This window comes from Williamsia sp. 1135 (genome assembly GCF_002095395.1).
GTDB lineage: Bacteria > Actinomycetota > Actinomycetes > Mycobacteriales > Mycobacteriaceae > Williamsia.
Map to the genome: position 1 here is coordinate 20,698 of NZ_MJEI01000057.1, position 15,637 is coordinate 36,334.

The following is a 15,637-nucleotide window of genomic DNA, read 5'->3' on the forward strand; positions in this document are numbered from 1 at the left end:
AAACAAACCCACCCGTTCCGGTCAAATCCACGAGGCACAAGCCCCTGGGTTTGACCGGAACGGGTGGGTTTGTTGCGGGCTAACCGGCAGTAACCCCGAACTCGCCGGCGAGCTCGGTGATTCGCTCCGCGCGCTTGAGGCGGGGGAGGTCGCTGCCGTCACGGACGACGCGCCCGCGGGCTTCGAACTCCGCGAGGAAGCCGGTTGCCCAGGCGGTGTCTTCCGGGCTCGGGCTGATGACGGTGTTGATCACGCCTGTGTGGGCCGGATTGAGACAGAGTTTGCCGGTGAGGCCGAATGACACACTGGTAGCGGTCTTTTGGCGCAGGACTGCCTCGTCGTCGGTGACCGCGGGCCCGTCGATGGGTCCGGTCAGGCCGGCCACCCGGCTGGCGACCACCAGACGTGAGCGGGGATAGGCCATCACCAGATCGTCTGCGTCGGTGGCGGTGTCGCGCCGGTAGTCGCCGCTGCCGAAGGCCAGTCGCAGAACCCCGCGCCGGCGTGCGATGTCGACGGCGTTCTCGATCCCCATCGCCGACTCGATGAGTGGGATAACCGGCACCCGCCCGCCGAGTCGGTCATAGGTCTCGTCGACCTGATCGGGGTACTCGGTCTTGGCCAGCATGACGCCGCCGAGTCCCGATGCGCCGCGAAGGTGGTCGACGTCCTCGGACCAGAACGGTGTCGTCCGGTCGTTGATCCGAACCCAGGCCCCGGCGCCGCGAAGCCAGTCGGTGACGCTGTCGCGGGCACTGCATTTTGCGCTCGGGTCGACGGCGTCCTCGATGTCGAGGATGACCTGGTCGGCGTCCGATCGGGCGGCCGCCATGTACGCGGCACGTACCGAGGCGTTCACCAACAACCAGGAACGAGCGATGGTTGCGTCGATGCGGGGGCGGGGCTGCACATCTTCCGGTGACATGAGGACAGTCTGACGATGCGGGTGAGGGTCGGTCATCCTTGCGTGCATTTCGTTCATATACAACGAAAAAGTGGGCCGTCCCCCGACCGGGCCGACCCACTTCTTTCGTCAGATTGCTAGAACGATGCTTCGTCCAGCTCCATGACGTCGTTGTCGATCTTCTCGACGATGCCCCGGGTTGCGGTGAGTTCGGGAAGCACGTTCTTCGCAAAGAAGGTCGCGACGCCGATCTTGCCGTTGTAGAACGCGGTGTCGGCGTCAGAGGTGCCCGCATCGAGTGCGTTCAGCGCGACCTCGGCCTGCCGCAGCAGGAGCCAACCGATCATCAGGTCGCCAACGGCCATCAAGAACCGCACGCTGCCGAGACCGACCTTGTACAGCTCGCTCGGCTGTTCCTGGGCTCCCATGAGGAAGCCGGTCAGCGTCGCCGCCATGCCCTGGACGTCATCGAGAGCGGTCTTGAGCAGCGCCCGCTCGGTCTTGAGCCGGCCGTTGCCCGCCTCGGACTCGATGAACGTGCTGATCTGACCGGCGACGTGTGCGAGCGCCTGGCCCTTGTCGCGGATGATCTTGCGGAAGAAGAAGTCCTGCGCCTGGATCGCGGTGGTGCCCTCGTACAGCGAGTCGATCTTGGCGTCGCGGATGTACTGCTCGATCGGGTAGTCCTGCAGGAAGCCGGAGCCGCCCAGGGTCTGCAGCGATCCGATCAGCTGCTCGGACGCCCGCTCGGAACCGACGCCCTTGACGATCGGGAGCAGCAGGTCGTTGACCCGGAAGGCCATCTCCTTGTCGGCTCCTGATACGAGCTTGGCGGCAGCGAGATCCTGGTGCGATGCGGTGTAGAGGTAGACCGCGCGCAGGCCCTCGGAGTACGCCTTCTGCATCATCAGCGAACGACGCACATCGGGGTGGTGGGTGATGGAGACGCGCGGTGCGGCCTTGTCGGTCATCTGGGTCATGTCGGCACCCTGGATGCGCTCTTTCGCGTACTCGAGAGCGTTCAGGTAGCCGGTGGACAGGGTGGCGATGGCCTTGGTGCCCACCATCATCCGAGCGTGCTCGATGACGTCGAACATCTGCGCGATTCCGTCGTGGACCTCGCCGACGAGCCAGCCCTGGGCCGGGACGCCGTGCTGGCCGAAGGTCAGCTCACAGGTGGCCGAGACCTTGAGGCCCATCTTGTGCTCGACATTGGTGACGAAGACGCCGTTGCGCTCGCCGAGTTCACCGGTCTCGTGATCGAAGTGGAACTTGGGGACGAAGAACAGCGACAAACCCTTGGTGCCGGGGCGCGCGCCCTCGGGGCGGGCCAGCACCAGGTGGATGATGTTCTCGGTCATGTCCTGGTCGGCGGAGGTGATGAACCGCTTCACGCCGTCGATGTGCCACGTGCCGTCGTCCTGCTTGACGGCTTTGGTGCGGGCGGCGCCGACATCGGATCCCGCGTCGGGCTCGGTGAGCACCATCGTGGCGCCCCAGCCGCGCTCGGCGCTGATGGTGGCCCACTTCTTCTGCTCGTCGGTGCCGTTGTTGTAGAAGATGTTGGAGAAGCCCGCGCCTGCGGCGTACATGAACGCGGCCGGGTTGGCGCCGAGCAGCAGCTCACCGATCGCCCAGTAGAGCGACCTCGGGGCGGGCAGGCCGCCGAGTTCCTCGTCGATACCCAGCTTGTCCCAGCCGCCGTCGACCATGGTCTTGTACGACTTCTTGAACGATTCAGGAACCGTCACGCTGTGGTCTTCGGGGTTGAACACCGGAGGATTGCGGTCGGCGTCTGCGAAGGATTCCGCCAAGGGGCCCTCGGCGAGGTTCTTCACCTCGCGCAGCATGTCGATGGCGGTCTCCTTGTCGAGATCGCCGAAGTCGCCGCTGGCCAGGACCTCTTCGAGCTGGAACAACTCGAAGAGGTTGAAGTGGAGGTCGCGGAGATTGCTCTTGTAATGCCCCATTGCAGAATCCTTTGCAATCGTTGAACTGCTGTCGAAGTCGGGTGGCGAGTCGGACGCGGTCAGGCGTCCGGGCGCTATGTTACTCGCCAGTAACAACCCAAATATACATCCGGATATTCCGCCGCACAAACGCAATGTCGATAACTGAAGATGACGTGCACCACATGAAAGACCGCTCACGGCGGTGGGTCACCGTCGGCTCTGCACCGCGAAAGCGCAGGCCCCGACCGCGAGCACCACCACTCCCGCCAAGACGGTGCCGAGGCTCAGGCTGAAACTCAGTGCCAGGCATCCGATGACACCGAGCGCGGGTAGCACCCGGGCCGCCGCGACGCCGCGACGGGATGGCTCGCGACCTGCCAGCGACCAGGCGCTCGCGTTGGCGACGGCGTAATAGATGAGCACGGAGAACGCGGAGAACCCGATCGCGTCCCGGACGTCCAGGGCGGCCACTAGGACGCCGACGACGATCCCGACAGCGATCTCGGCGTGCCGCGGAACGGCGTACCGCGGATGGACTGTCCCTAGGATGCCGGGCAGGTAGCGGTCCCGGGCCATCGCCAGCGTCGTCCGGGACACCCCGAGGATGAGGGTCAGCAGCGCTCCGAGCGCGGCCACCGCGGCACCGATCCGCACCACCGGCGCAAGCCCGTCGTGACCGGACAGCCGGACCACGTCGACGAGCGGCGCCGACGACCCACTCAGCGCGGTGTGCCCGACAACCAGCAACGCGGTGATGCCGACCAGTGCGTAGAGCGTCAGGACGATGATGAACGAGATGGTGATGGCGCGCGAGATGGTGCGCTGGGGGTCGCGGACCTCTTCTCCGAGGGTGGCGATGCGGGCGTACCCGGCGAACGCGAAGAACCAGAGGGCGGCGCCGCCGAGGACACCGCTGACGGTCGAGCCACCGAGGTCCAGGCGGTCGGTCGCGACGGCGGGGGACGTGAGGCCGACGACGACCACCAGCAGCAGGACAACGATCACCACGGCGACGATGAGCCGAAGAGCCCAGGCAGACTTGCTGATCCCGAAGCAGTTCAGGGCGGTGAAGGCGAGTACTGCGACCACCGCGACGGCGTGGGCCTGATCGGGCCAGAGGTAGTACCCGGCCGTGAGCGCCATGGCAGCACAGGAGGCGGTCTTGCCGACCACAAAGCTCCAGCCGGCCAGATGCCCCCAGAACCGGCCAAGTTCCTCTCTGCCATAGACGTAGGTACCTCCTGCGGCCGGGTATGCCGTCGCGAGCCGTGCGGAGGAGCGGGCGTTGCAGTAGGCGACAGCGGCGGCGAGGCCGAGCGCAAGGAGCATTCCGGGGCCGGCGGTCGCGGCGACCGGTGCCAGGGTCACGAAGATGCCTGCGCCGAGCATCGCGCCAAGGCCGGTGAGCACCGCGTCGGTGACACCGAGGCGGCGGTGCAGGGCCGGTTGTCCAGCGGTGCTCGTCACGGCCACTCTCTCGATCGCATGCGTTCATCGTTCCCACACCGCCACCAACCACCAAATGAACTTCTGGGGTCCGGGACGCGGTCGGGCACGATAGAGGTCATGAGTGACGTGGTCGACGACGCAATCGAAGGACGATCTCCGGATGGGCCTCTGGTCCGCTGGATGGCTGCCGAAGGCGGCGATCGGGACCTCGCTCCCGCCGACCTGATCGAGATCGGCCACGGACTGCGCAAATTCATGCTGCCGTTCCAGTTCGCGATCAACGAGATCGTCACCAAGATCGAGATCCTTCGCGACGAGTTCGCCTACCTGAACGACTACAACCCGATCGAGCACATCAGCTCTCGGGTCAAGAGCCCGGAGAGTCTGCTCGCGAAGGCGAACCGGCGTGGCATACCGGCGGACCCGGAATCGCTGCAGAACCAGCTCGACGACATCGCCGGCGTACGGGTGACCTGCAGCTTCATCACAGACGCCTACCGGCTGACCGAATTGCTGTGCGCCCAGCCCGACGTGAAGACGCTGCAGACCAAGGATTACATCGCCAACCCGAAACCCAACGGCTATCGCGGACTGCACACGATCGTCGAGACGCCGGTCAACCTGAGCACGGGCCAGATCCCGGTGAAGGTCGAGCTCCAGGTCCGGACCATAGCAATGGACTTCTGGGCCAGCCTGGAGCACAAGATCTATTACAAGTACGACAAGGCCGTCCCGGCCCATCTACTCGATGAACTGACCGTCGCCGCTGACACCGCGAACACTCTCGATGAACGGATGCAGGCCATCCGGAACGAGATCCACGGCAGTCAGCCCTGAGTCAGGCCAGGGCCTTCTTCAAATAGGCGATGTCGTCGGCGAGGCCCTCTTCAGGCGTCTCGAGGATCACCGGGGCCCCGGCGGCCTTGATCACGGCGACCAGGACCTCGGGATCGATGAGGCCCTTCTCGAGGTTGTCGTGCCGGTCGCGTCCCGAATCGAACTCGTCGCGCGAGTTGTTCAGGTGGACCAGGTCGATGCGGCCGGTGATGGCCTTGACGCGCTCGGCGATGTCGACGAGATCTTCGCCGCCGGCCCAGGCGTGGCAGGTGTCGAGGCAGAACCCGGCGTTCTCGTATTCACCGACCGCATCCCAGAGGCGAGCGATGTTGTCGAGGCTGCGGGCCATGGCGTGATCGCCACCGGCGGTGTTCTCGATCAGGATGGGGACGGGAAAGCCGCCCTTCTCGTTGGCGCGCTCAAAGAGCTTGCGCCAGTTCTCATATCCGTCTTTGGCGTCTTCGTCGTCGCGGAGGTGGCCACCGTGGACGACGAGTCCGAACGCGCCCAGTTCCTTGGCTGCCAGTGCCTGGTTGATGACGGCCTGCCGGGACGGCATCCGCAACCGGTTGTTGAGGCTCGCGACGTTGATGCGGTACGAACTGTGGACCACCACGTCGATCGGCGAATCGCGGATTTCCGCGGCTTTGGGATGTGGTTTCGGCTTGCCCCACTCCTGTGGATCTGTGACGAACATCTGTAACAACTCGGCGCCGAGTTCCTCGGCCCTGCCGATCGGATCACTGTCTTGTCGTACGTGGGCACCAATGCGCATGTCACCAGCTTAGGACGTGCTCACCCCTTCATTTGCCACACGGTGTTGTCAATTTGCTTGACGGCCGTATTTTTATCGAGGTTCCTCAGGTAATTCTGGGCCCATGGGCGCACAGTGGAGTTCGATAACTGTCCCGGGGAGAAGGTGGCGTGAATGGAACGCTTGAGTGGGCTCGACGCATCGTTTCTCTATCTGGAGACCCGATCGCAGCTGATGCACATCGTAGGTTTGATCGAGCTCGACCCGACCACCGTCGAAGGCGGCTATTCGTTCGAGAGGATGCGCGACGAGCTCTCCCGACGGATCGGCGCGCTGCCGACCTTCCGGCGCAAGGTGCGCGACTCGATCGTCAATCTCGATCATCCGGTCTGGGTGGAGGACCGGAATTTCGACATCGAGCGGCATGTGCACCGGGTGGCCGTGCCTGCTCCGGGTGGGCAACTCGAACTCGCCGAGTTCTGTGCCCATATCGCGGGGGTCCCGCTCGACCGCAGCAAGCCGCTGTGGGAGATGTGGGTGATCGAGGGACTCGCCGACGGCAAGATCGCTGTGCTGCTCCGGATGCATCACGCCGGGGTGGACGGGGTGACGGCCTCGGATCTGCTGGCCCAGCTGTGCACGCTCACGCCTGAGCCGCCGGAACTGGACAAAGAGGTCCTGTCCCACACGGCAGGCGATGCGTCCTTCGCCGGGCTCGCGCTGGACGGCGCATGGCAGGTGGCCCGCCGCCCGCTGAGTTTCGCCCGGCTGTTGCCGAAGACCGCGCAGCTCCCGTTCGACTGGATCTCGCGTGCGCTGCGGGGCGAGGCGATGCCTGCCCCGTTCCGCGCGCCACGGACCTCGTGGAACAAATCGATCACGGCGCATCGCAGTATCGCTTACACGCAGGTCTCGCTGACCGACCTCAAGCGCATCAAAGACCACTTCGACGTGAAACTCAACGACGTGGTGCTCAGCGTGTGCTCGGGTGCGCTGCGCGACTACCTCGACAACAACGACGAACTGCCGGACCAGCCACTGGTCGCGATGGTCCCGGTGTCGGTGCACGGTGACAACGACGACGACCTCGTCACGCAGGGCACCAACAAGGTCACGGGGATGTTCACCAAACTGCCGGTCGAGATCGCCGACCCGGTGGAGCGGATCAAGGCCATCGGGTCGCAGGTGCGCACGGCCAAGGATCATCACGGGTCGATGGACTCGAACCTGCTCCGTGGCTGGGCGCAATTCGTACCGCCCGCGACGCTGGGGATGGCGATGAAGCTGTACTCGTCGCAGGAACTGGCGGAACGGCATCCGGTGATCTACAACCTGGTGATCTCGAACGTGCCCGGACCGGACTTTCCGCTGTATTACCTCGGCGCCAAGATCGAGGCGATGTATCCACTCGGGCCGGTGTTCCACGGTGCGGGCATGAACATCACTGTGTTCTCCCAGAACGGTTTGCTCAACATCGGTGTCATCGCGTGCAAGGAGTTGGTGCCCGACCCATGGCCGATCATGAGGGCGTTCGAGGAAGAGGTGAAGTCGCTGCTAGAGGCCTGCGATCCCTGACCTGATCAGCGGTGTGCCGCGCGGCCTCGAGGAATTTCGGTATGAACTGATCTGCCTCGAGCACGCAGCACGCATGGCCGCCATCGACCTCGTAGGTGGCCACGTTCGGGATGTTGTCGGTGAGGATGCGCTGGCGCCAGAGTGGGATGACCCGGTCCTTGAGCGAGACCAGCACTGCTGTGGGGATGTCGATCTCGGCAAGCCAGGGTTGAGAGTCGAAGTGGCTCATGCCATCTCCGAGTACCCCGAGGCGTGAGACCGGAGTCGACAGGAATTGCCGCATCGCCCAGACGGTGTCGGGCACGGAGGTGTCGTCGAGTTTGGCGGCATTCGGCTGGACGTGCGGCGGGTGGATGAGCTTCATGATGCGGCCGACGTTCGACATGTTGGTCTGCCGGGCCGGATCGTTGCTGCCGAAAAACGGTCCAGTGGAACACAGGATCATCGCGTCGACGCGGTCGGGGTGGCGCCGCCAGGCGATCTGGGAGATGCCTCCTCCCATCGAGAAGCCGGCCGCGGTGAAGGTGTCGATGCCCAGGACGTCGGCCAGTGCGACGACATCGTCGGCGCAGTCCTCGAGATCGAACGGGGCACTGCGGATCCCGCGGCCGTGCCAGCGCTGATCGAGAGTGATCACCCGGAACTCCTTGTTGAGAGCGGGGATCAGCGGATACCAGCACAGCAGTCCGTTGGTCAGAACCGAGTGCAACAAGAAGATGACCGGCTTGTCTCGGGGGCCTGAGTCGGTGACGTAGGTGGAGCCGCGTCCGGGGAGGTAGACCATATGGCCTCTAGGCAGGTCGCGGACCGGATACGGCTCGATGAGGCGGTCGACCCGGCGAAGTATCTGATCGCGGGCGGTGGTGAGGACACTGTGCACCGAACCGAGGCTACTGATGATGCTGAATGCGCGCTCAGTGCTTGCCTACCCGGAGTAAAATCAGGGGTTCGTCCGGTATTCCAGACGAACCTAGGAGTCATCATGCATTCAGGAACTGCACTGCACCTACGGAGAAGTCTCGTATGGCCGGCCGGTTGGCTCGCCTTCTTCGCCACGTTGGCCGGAGCGGCCGCCACCGCGCTGACGATCATCACCCTCGCCAGCGAACATTTTGTGGAGGCCGCAGTCGCCGGTGGGTGTGCGATCGGGTTGTTCGCCATCGCCATCACGTCCTTCAAGTCGATGTCGCACATAGCGGACGCGCACACCCGCGAGGTCGAGGCCAGACGCAATCACGCGGTCTACCGGGCGCGTTATCCGCTCTAGCTCGGCAGCGGGATGTTCTGCAGGCGTAGCTGCCCGCGGGCGAGTTCTTTGCCGCGCGACTCGTCGGTGATGCTGACGAGCCACAGTTGCTGCGTGCGCCCTTGCTGAATGGGCTCGGCAAGCACCCGCGCCCGGATGCCGCCGGTGCTCGACCGCAGGAAGTCGGTGCTGTTGTGCAGCCCCACGGCGAACTGGCCGCGATCCTGGACGGCCGCGCTGGCGCCGATGCTGCCGGCGGATTCGACGATCGTGGTGTAGACACCGCCGTGGACGACGCCCCAGGGCGTCAGGTGGTCCGCACCGAGGTCGACGTAGCCGGACACCCGGGTACCGGATTGCTCCTCGATGACGAATCCGGTGACCTGGAGGAATGCGCTCATGTCGGTCTGTGCGGTGCTCGGTGACTCGGTCATCACCTGACTTTAGGCACAAGAAGTCAGGTCCGCAAGCGTCTGGCCCGGTCGGGTTGGCGCCGGGCACCACCGAGTTCTAGCGCCGCAACGCCGCGGTGGCATCCTACTGCTCGGCCCGCCGACCGGACTGCCACCGGTGCCACCGCTGCCAGCGGTGCACCGCCCCTTGTTGGAGACGTTCGTCGATCGCGGGCGAGAAGCGGCGGGCGATCTCGCCGATCGCGGTCAAGGGTGCACGCAGCAGCAGGAGACTCAAACCCGGCCAGGGGGAGGGTAATTCGTACTTGCGCCGATTCCACGGCAGCATGAACAACTGCGTGTAGCCGGCCTGCACCGCCAGGTGATAGCGGGCGCGGACCCGTCCGACCGTGCCCATCGATGGCTGCGGCGCGAACGCCGGCACGAAGGACTCGACGAGTTCGGCGCCCGCGGCCCCTGAATCGTGTGCTCGGGTGGCGTCGAACAGATACAGCAACCGAATCCCATCGGCGGTGGTCCGCGGATAGATGTCGTCGACGCGAACACCGACGAGGTGGCCGAGGTACCGATTGAAATGCAGGAGGGCCTCGATCTCGCGGGGCGAGGTGAGAAACCCGACGCTGTAGAGGCCCAGTCCCGGCCCCACGCTGCCGCCGAGCAGCGTCAGCATCATCTCAGCTTGGCTGATGGGCAAACCCCAACGTGCACTGTCCCATTCGTCGTGTCGGGCGACGCGGGCCCGCACCGAGACGTGCATAACGCGGACCTTGAGTGAGATGTCTCTGGCAGCAGAACCCGGGGTCAGGATGGCTCCTGGCCTGCACACCTCGAGCCACCAGCGGCTCGTCTCGAGGTACCTGTTCAACGCGCTCGCCCCGGCATATCCACCGGCCAGCGAGAGCGGAACGGCAAGTGACCCTTCGGTATATGTATCCATCGTGCCTGCGTTGCCGACCGATCCCAGTGCGTAACCCCATCGTCGCCAGCACGCTGCGCCCCGTTCGATCAGGTCGTCCTCGACCCAGTCGGGTATCTTCTCGAACTCCTCGAACAGTGCCCGCATCTCCGGTGGGGCATCGTCGATGGTGTCGATCCCGTCGCGTAATGCGGTGTCGAGTAGTTCGCGCGCCGCGGCCGCACCCATCGGACCGTGATAGGTCGTCGCGACGAATTCTTCCGCGACCGGGTCTCCCACCGTCAGCAGTTCGCCGTAGCGGGCGATGATGGATCGCTTGGCAGCAGGTCGAACCCGGTGAGTCGTTTGAGGCGTCTGCGGATGCGTGCGTGCGGGCCGTCGCCGGTCAGGGCCTCGACCCGGTAACAGCTGGGCATCTCGGCCGGTTCGTGCGTCATGTGCGCCGGTCCACCAGATACAGGTGCTCGGTCACGTGGGCGCTTCGCCCCCGCAGGTTACGGCTGCCGCGGAAGGTGTTGTGACGCTGAGTGAACTCGCTGACCGTACCGACCGCACCGAGCATGTCCCGCATCTGCGCCGGTGGTATGAAACCCTCGTCGTTGAACGAGATCAGCAGGAAGCGTGCATCGAGATCGTTGATCAGTCGTCGCAGTAACGTTGCGGCACTCGACCGCACGTTGTATCCCGAACGGTTCCAGTCCTTGGGTATGCCGGAGATGGCGCTCATCGCCGTGGGTTCGGAGTTCTCGGCGATCAGGTTGAGCATGAAGTAGTTGGACCCATATGGATGCTGGTTGTAGGGCGGATCGAGGTAGGCGACGTCCACCGGGCCGACGACGTCAGGGAGCATCGCCGCATCCATCTGGAGTACCTGCCGCTCGCAGTGGTGATCGCTCAAGACGGGTGCGGCCAGGGTGATGGCCCCGGTGATGCGCCCGAGTGCATCGGCGCCGCTGCCCCCGAATCGGCCGAGGCCCGTGGCGCGATCCTTGTGGAACCCCTTGAACACCCCGGAAGTATTGGCGTGCACCGAGGCCTCCGACAACAGCGGGCCGAGCAGCAGTGTTCGAACTGGCTCCGGCTCGGCATGGATCAGCTCCATGTAAGCGTCGAGTCGGCGGGCGTTCTCGCACGTGTAGAAGACCCGCTCGCCGGCCCTGATGCAGGTGTCGTCAGCCGGTGCGTAGTGTTCGGCGATGAAACCGTTTGCCACGTAGCCTGATTCGACCGTGCGGTTGATCGAGGCCACTTTCGCCGCCAGCGCGCCGGCAGGCACTTCGTCGGCGTTGGTCAAGAAGCATTCGCTGATGACCCGGGCGTAGCTCTCGAGATCATTGGAGATCACCCGGCGCGAGCGGGCCTTCGCGAGCCGGGACACCACCCCGCTGCCGGAGAAGGCGTCGAGAAAGACCAGCGGCCGTTGCAGTTGTTCGTGGACGTGGGCGAGCGCGTCGTCGATCAGCCCCAGCAGCTGACGTTTGTTGCCGATGTAGGTGATCAGCTGGTCGCTGCGATAGGCGACGTCATCACTGCGGGCAATGGCCTGGGGCACAGATGTGACCCTATAGCTCAGTTCCACCGGGGCCCTCGGTCAGTGACACCGGCGACCTCCACGCGGTCAGTCATCCAGACACAGTTCGGTCTCGATGGAGATCGGCACGCCCGTCGCGATCAGCAGCCGGCAGGGTGCCTCGGAGTCCCGGTAGAGGTTGAGCCACTGATGGCCGCGGCTACCGTCTGCATAGACCGCTTCGAGCGTCCGGTTCAGCCGCGCCTCCGCTTCGTTGTTGATGATGTATCGCTGGTCGCCGTATCGCAGGTACTTGTTGGGCACGGGCGCCTCCGGAGGTCGTATGGACTGCTTCCTACCAGTGTGACTCAGACCACTGAGGACGTTTGTGGCTTTCATCCGACGCGATCGACGGTCGAACGCATAAGTTATGGACGGGAATACTGAACGAACACGAGACGAACAGCAGGTGGCGGATGGGTACGGGGGTGGCATGAGCACACAGGAGGCTGATCGCCCCGCTGTGTCGTCACCCGAGGTCGCCACCGGTTGGCGCAACCGGCCGTGGCGCGACCGGCTCACCGATCTCACGCTGTGGCGATGGCTCGCGATCTCGGTCTGGCTGGGCGTGGTGATCTGGCATCTCGCGGTCCTCGGCCTGGCGTTCGACCGCACCCGTCTGTTGCTGCTGCTGTGCACCGGACTGGCCGCTGCGTGCATCGGCAAACGGAACGTGCTGACCGTTCTGGTCGACTGGCTGCCGTTCGCCGCGATCCTGTTGCTGTACGACTTCACTCGCAACATCGCGCAGTGGATGGACATGCCGACCCAGTGGGCGCTGGCCATCGACTTCGATCAGGCGCTGTTCGGGGTGAACCCGACCGCGTGGCTTCAGAGTCAGCTCAAACAGGAGCAGCCGCCCTGGTGGGAGGTCATCACCAGCGTCGTCTACATGTCGTACTTCATCGTTCCGTACGCGGCGGCTGCGGTCCTGTGGCTTCGGAACCGGCACGTATGGCGTCGCTACGCGGCCGGGTTCCTGCTCCTGACGTTTCTCGCTCTGGTCGGATACACCCTGGTGCCGGCGGCGCCGCCCTGGGCCGCGGCACAGTGCAACGCGGTGGAGGTGCAGGACCATCCGCGGCACCCGTCGTGCATGGACCGGGCACCCTACGAGGGTGGCGGGATGCTCGGCGAAGTCGATCCGCACCACGAGGGCGCCGAGCCGTACGTGCAGCGGATTTCCGCACGCGGATGGGAAGTCCTCGACATCCATGCGGCGTCGAGTCTGTTGAAGCTCGGCCAGGCCAAGGCAAACCTGGTTGCCGCCATCCCGTCGCTGCACGCCGGACTGACGATGTTCCTCGCGCTGTTCATGTGGCCGCGGGTGCGGGCTCTCGGCCGCACCCTGTTCCTGGGCTACGCGTTCGCGATGGCGTTCACGCTCGTCTACACAGCCGAGCACTACGTGTTCGACATCGTTCTGGGCTGGGGTCTGGCCGCGCTGGTGATCGTGGTCGTCAATGTGGTGGACCGCCGTATGCTTGCCCGTCGGATCCGACCGCAGGCCCCCGAGACGGTGTCGCTCTGAACGGTCAGGTGGTCCCGGGACGGCAGCTGCCCTTGCTGCGTTGGCTCTCCGCGTCGCGCTGCGGGGGTAGGTCACCGGCGATGCCACTTTCGGGCCTCGCGTCGGAGGACGTGGTCCGGTGTGTGCGTCCAAGCCGCCAGCCACCGACCGACGGCTCGGCCTCGCCGAAGTGATCGGCGTCCACCGAGCTGTACAGCGCGACCAGCACCGCACCGACGACCGCGCCGATGAACCCGATGACGGCCAGCCAGGCGAGTCCTGGTTTCGCGCTGTCGTCGAGGAAAACGACGCCGATGATTCCGGGGCCTGCGGTTTCTCCGACGACCAGCACCGCGGTGATCCCGTTCACCTGGCCCAGCTGCAGCGCGACGGTCTGAACGTAAAAACCGACGGCGCCCGCGATGGCGATCGTCCAGGCGGCCGGATCGGTGAGCAGGGTGACGATGTCGAACGGATCGACACCGCGCAGGATCCGGACCGAGATGGCGATCACGCCGAACAGCAGACCGGCCGCCGCACCTCCCACGATGGCGCCGCGCTTGCCGATTTTGTACACCGCCAGCAGGGCCAGGGTTGCCAGCACGCAGGTGGCACCGAGCAATCCCCAGTGGAAGCTGATCTGTTCGCCGCCACCGTTCAGATGTGAGGACGACAGCCCGAGTGCGCACAGAGAGAAGACGACTGTGCACATCGCTACCCAGTCGCGGCCGTGCAGGCGGATTCCCAGGACTGCGGTGCCGATGAGCGCGGTGACGATCAGATTTGCCGAGACGATGGTCTGTGAGAGGAACAGGGGCAGGAAGCGGGCGGCGACAGCGCCGGCACCGAAGCCGATCACGACCAGGGAGGTGCCGATGATGAAGTCGGGCGTCTTGAAGGTGTCGATGGTGGACGACACAGATGGTCCGCCGGCAGCCGTGAGTTGCCCGTCCTTGTGCGCATTGCGGGCCTCGACAGCAGCTTTGCGCGCGCCGAGGGCACGCAGCACTGTCGATATGCCATAGGCGACCGCCGCCGCGCTGGCGAACAAGACCCCGATCAGAAACACCCGGACACCTCCGTCACCGTCTTGCGACGGCAGCCCACCCCGCGCCCGTCCGTGGGGCGGATATTAAGCTACCATGCTGCAGGTGTTAGCCATTCTTCTGCTCAGTGGTGGGGCCTGATGTCAACTCGTTCGGGCAAGAACGTGCTCATCACATTCGGCAGATCGTTTCTGACCCTTGAACTCGCGCGACTGATGAATGCCGGTGGACACAATGTGTTCATCGCTGATTCGATGCGATTTCCGATCTCTCGATTCTCCAACTCCGTACAAAAAGTCTTTCGAGTGCCGCGCCCGAAGTTCGAACCGCGTGAATACGTCGACGAAATAGCCAGACTGGTTCGGGCGGAGTCCATCGACCTCGTGATCCCGATCCACGAAGAGACCGACATTCTTGCGATGGCGCAGGATCAATTCCCCCCTGAATGCGAATTGCTGCTCTCTGATTTTCTGACCGAAAATCGCCTGCACAACAAGTTTGAGTATCAGGTGCTCCTCGACAGTTTGGAAATCCCGACGCTGAAGTACGCCCAGGTGCGTACGGAAGACGAGTTGACCGCTCTTGATTTCGATCGGCCATTCGCGCTCAAACAAGTCTATTCGCGAGGTTCGCAGCAGGTGTACAAGGTCAATCCGGGTGAGATACCGGAAGGCCTCGAGTTCGACCCGCTCAATCCCTGGCTGGCGCAAGAATGGCTCAAAGGCGACAAGTACTGCACATATTCGGTGTGTCATCGCGGCAAGGTCTACGCGCACACCGTTTATCCGGTCAGGTATGCCATCAATGGGCAGTCGTGTCTGAGCTTTGAGCCGGTGGTTCATCCAGGTATCAATGATTGGGTGGAGCGGCGGGTAAAAGAAATCAATTTCACCGGTCAGATCGGCTTCGATTTCATCGAACATCCCGATCGCGGGCTCTACACCATCGAATGCAATCCGCGGTCGACGAGTGGCATCTTGATGTTCGAACCCCACAACCGGGTCGATCGCGCGTTCTTCGGGGAGAACGACGAGGTGATCACCCCGGACCCAGATGCGCGAAAGATGCTCGGCCCCGGAATGCTGCTCTACGGCTGGCGCAAATCAGCGCTCGAAGGCAACACCCTACGAGGGTTTGCGCGCGACTATCGGCGCACCGATGAGGTCATCAGTCAGCGTGACGACATCGGCCCACTCGCCGGGATCCCGCTGGCTATGGGAAACATCTTGCTGAACTCCATGCGCTACAAGGTCGGGCTCGCCGAGGGGTTCATGCACGATCACGAGTGGGACGGCCAGCAGATCTGAGAGTGGAACTGAACCGGTGAATCTGTTTGGTGTGCAGTAGTTTAAGACCAAGAAGGTTCCCTGGAATCGTCCCCCTCAGAGGGCTCGAAGGGCATATTCGGGTTGTTTCGAAATGAAGTTCTGGGTGTGGGTCTGTGGCGATGGGCTGCCGTTGGTGG

The 15,637-nt window shown here is 64.3% G+C and carries 16 protein-coding genes; 5 read left to right on the forward strand and 11 right to left on the reverse strand.

Annotated elements, in window-relative coordinates; genetic code table 11:
- Window positions 1-79: 79 nt before the first annotated feature.
- The 3 genes from BFL43_RS02875 to BFL43_RS02885 form a co-directional block, all read right to left on the reverse strand.
- On the reverse strand, window positions 80-925 hold the full coding sequence (locus BFL43_RS02875) for a CoA ester lyase (protein WP_084890609.1): 846 nt from the start codon (window positions 923-925) through the stop codon (window positions 80-82).
- Window positions 926-1,041: 116 nt separating this feature from the next.
- On the reverse strand, window positions 1,042-2,874 hold the full coding sequence (locus BFL43_RS02880; RefSeq protein WP_084839318.1) for an acyl-CoA dehydrogenase: 1,833 nt from the start codon (window positions 2,872-2,874) through the stop codon (window positions 1,042-1,044).
- Window positions 2,875-3,063: 189 nt separating this feature from the next.
- Window positions 3,064-4,329, reverse strand: coding sequence for an APC family permease (locus BFL43_RS02885; RefSeq protein ID WP_206186602.1), 1,266 nt, complete (start codon window positions 4,327-4,329; stop codon window positions 3,064-3,066).
- 93 nt (window positions 4,330-4,422) lie between these two features.
- Between BFL43_RS02885 and BFL43_RS02890 the strand changes: the two genes are divergently transcribed.
- A complete protein-coding gene (locus BFL43_RS02890) occupies window positions 4,423-5,142 on the forward strand; it encodes a GTP pyrophosphokinase family protein (RefSeq protein WP_143695050.1) in 720 nt (239 codons plus the stop codon).
- Window position 5,143: 1 nt separating this feature from the next.
- On the opposite strand, the gene BFL43_RS02895 is transcribed toward BFL43_RS02890, so the two are convergent.
- Window positions 5,144-5,917, reverse strand: coding sequence for a deoxyribonuclease IV (locus BFL43_RS02895; RefSeq protein WP_084890592.1), 774 nt, complete (start codon window positions 5,915-5,917; stop codon window positions 5,144-5,146).
- 153 nt (window positions 5,918-6,070) lie between these two features.
- Between BFL43_RS02895 and BFL43_RS02900 the strand changes: the two genes are divergently transcribed.
- A complete protein-coding gene (locus BFL43_RS02900; RefSeq protein ID WP_084890594.1) occupies window positions 6,071-7,471 on the forward strand; it encodes a wax ester/triacylglycerol synthase family O-acyltransferase in 1,401 nt (466 codons plus the stop codon).
- Here BFL43_RS02900 and BFL43_RS02905 read toward each other — a convergent pair.
- The gene (locus BFL43_RS02905) at window positions 7,416-8,255 is read right to left on the reverse strand and encodes an alpha/beta hydrolase (RefSeq protein ID WP_084890613.1); all 840 of its coding nucleotides are present in this window, start codon (window positions 8,253-8,255) and stop codon (window positions 7,416-7,418) included. The two genes, BFL43_RS02900 and BFL43_RS02905, sit on opposite strands and share 56 nt — an antisense overlap.
- Before the next feature lie 198 nt (window positions 8,256-8,453).
- Here BFL43_RS02905 and BFL43_RS02910 point away from each other — a divergent pair, with 198 nt between their 5' ends.
- Entirely contained in the window at window positions 8,454-8,738 is a 285-nt protein-coding gene (locus BFL43_RS02910) for a hypothetical protein (RefSeq protein ID WP_084890596.1), read from the forward strand.
- Here the strand turns inward: BFL43_RS02910 and BFL43_RS02915 are convergent.
- The 5 genes from BFL43_RS02915 to BFL43_RS02930 all read right to left on the reverse strand — a co-directional run bounded on the left by BFL43_RS02915 (window position 8,735) and on the right by BFL43_RS02930 (window position 11,880).
- On the reverse strand, window positions 8,735-9,151 hold the full coding sequence (locus tag BFL43_RS02915; protein WP_084890598.1) for a PaaI family thioesterase: 417 nt from the start codon (window positions 9,149-9,151) through the stop codon (window positions 8,735-8,737). The genes BFL43_RS02910 and BFL43_RS02915 overlap by 4 nt on opposite strands.
- 103 nt (window positions 9,152-9,254) lie before the next feature.
- A complete protein-coding gene (locus tag BFL43_RS02920; protein ID WP_346425933.1) occupies window positions 9,255-10,325 on the reverse strand; it encodes an oxygenase MpaB family protein in 1,071 nt (356 codons plus the stop codon).
- 2 nt (window positions 10,326-10,327) lie between these two features.
- Complete coding sequence (locus BFL43_RS29815; RefSeq protein WP_346425934.1) at window positions 10,328-10,483, reverse strand: hypothetical protein; 156 nt, start codon at window positions 10,481-10,483, stop codon at window positions 10,328-10,330.
- The gene (locus BFL43_RS02925; RefSeq protein WP_084890600.1) at window positions 10,480-11,598 is read right to left on the reverse strand and encodes a DNA adenine methylase; all 1,119 of its coding nucleotides are present in this window, start codon (window positions 11,596-11,598) and stop codon (window positions 10,480-10,482) included. The genes BFL43_RS29815 and BFL43_RS02925 overlap by 4 nt, the downstream gene beginning before the upstream one ends.
- A 66-nt stretch (window positions 11,599-11,664) precedes the next feature.
- Window positions 11,665-11,880 (reverse strand): hypothetical protein, encoded by a 216-nt coding sequence (locus BFL43_RS02930; RefSeq protein ID WP_023960130.1) that lies wholly within the window; start codon window positions 11,878-11,880, stop codon window positions 11,665-11,667.
- A 169-nt stretch (window positions 11,881-12,049) separates the two neighbouring features.
- Between BFL43_RS02930 and BFL43_RS02935 the strand changes: the two genes are divergently transcribed.
- Window positions 12,050-13,147: a phosphatase PAP2 family protein gene (locus tag BFL43_RS02935; protein WP_084890615.1), complete on the forward strand. Its 1,098-nt coding sequence runs from the start codon at window positions 12,050-12,052 to the stop codon at window positions 13,145-13,147.
- 4 nt (window positions 13,148-13,151) lie between these two features.
- Here BFL43_RS02935 and BFL43_RS02940 read toward each other — a convergent pair whose 3' ends face one another.
- Complete coding sequence (locus tag BFL43_RS02940; RefSeq protein ID WP_240498025.1) at window positions 13,152-14,195, reverse strand: EamA/RhaT family transporter; 1,044 nt, start codon at window positions 14,193-14,195, stop codon at window positions 13,152-13,154.
- Window positions 14,196-14,312: 117 nt separating this feature from the next.
- On the opposite strand from BFL43_RS02940, the gene BFL43_RS02945 reads away from it, so the two are divergent.
- Window positions 14,313-15,479 carry an ATP-grasp domain-containing protein gene (locus BFL43_RS02945; RefSeq protein ID WP_084890602.1) on the forward strand — a complete coding sequence of 389 codons (1,167 nt, stop codon included), beginning with the start codon at window positions 14,313-14,315 and terminating at the stop codon, window positions 15,477-15,479.
- Window positions 15,480-15,637 lie beyond the last annotated feature (158 nt).

What these genes read in the sequence shown, in the direction of transcription:
- BFL43_RS02895 (WP_084890592.1), bottom strand. Translation starts at nt 5,917, where the DNA reads ATGCGCATTGGTGCCCACGTACGACAAGACAGTGATCCGATCGGCAGG.
- BFL43_RS02890 (WP_143695050.1), top strand. Translation starts at nt 4,423, where the DNA reads ATGAGTGACGTGGTCGACGACGCAATCGAAGGACGATCTCCGGATGGG.
- BFL43_RS02945 (WP_084890602.1), top strand. Translation starts at nt 14,313, where the DNA reads ATGTCAACTCGTTCGGGCAAGAACGTGCTCATCACATTCGGCAGATCG.
- BFL43_RS02905 (WP_084890613.1), bottom strand. Translation starts at nt 8,255, where the DNA reads ATGGTCTACCTCCCCGGACGCGGCTCCACCTACGTCACCGACTCAGGC.
- BFL43_RS02915 (WP_084890598.1), bottom strand. Translation starts at nt 9,151, where the DNA reads ATGACCGAGTCACCGAGCACCGCACAGACCGACATGAGCGCATTCCTC.
- BFL43_RS02880 (WP_084839318.1), bottom strand. Translation starts at nt 2,874, where the DNA reads ATGGGGCATTACAAGAGCAATCTCCGCGACCTCCACTTCAACCTCTTC.
- BFL43_RS29815 (WP_346425934.1), bottom strand. Translation starts at nt 10,483, where the DNA reads ATGACGCACGAACCGGCCGAGATGCCCAGCTGTTACCGGGTCGAGGCC.
- BFL43_RS02875 (WP_084890609.1), bottom strand. Translation starts at nt 925, where the DNA reads ATGTCACCGGAAGATGTGCAGCCCCGCCCCCGCATCGACGCAACCATC.
- BFL43_RS02910 (WP_084890596.1), top strand. Translation starts at nt 8,454, where the DNA reads ATGCATTCAGGAACTGCACTGCACCTACGGAGAAGTCTCGTATGGCCG.
- BFL43_RS02900 (WP_084890594.1), top strand. Translation starts at nt 6,071, where the DNA reads ATGGAACGCTTGAGTGGGCTCGACGCATCGTTTCTCTATCTGGAGACC.
- BFL43_RS02935 (WP_084890615.1), top strand. Translation starts at nt 12,050, where the DNA reads ATGAGCACACAGGAGGCTGATCGCCCCGCTGTGTCGTCACCCGAGGTC.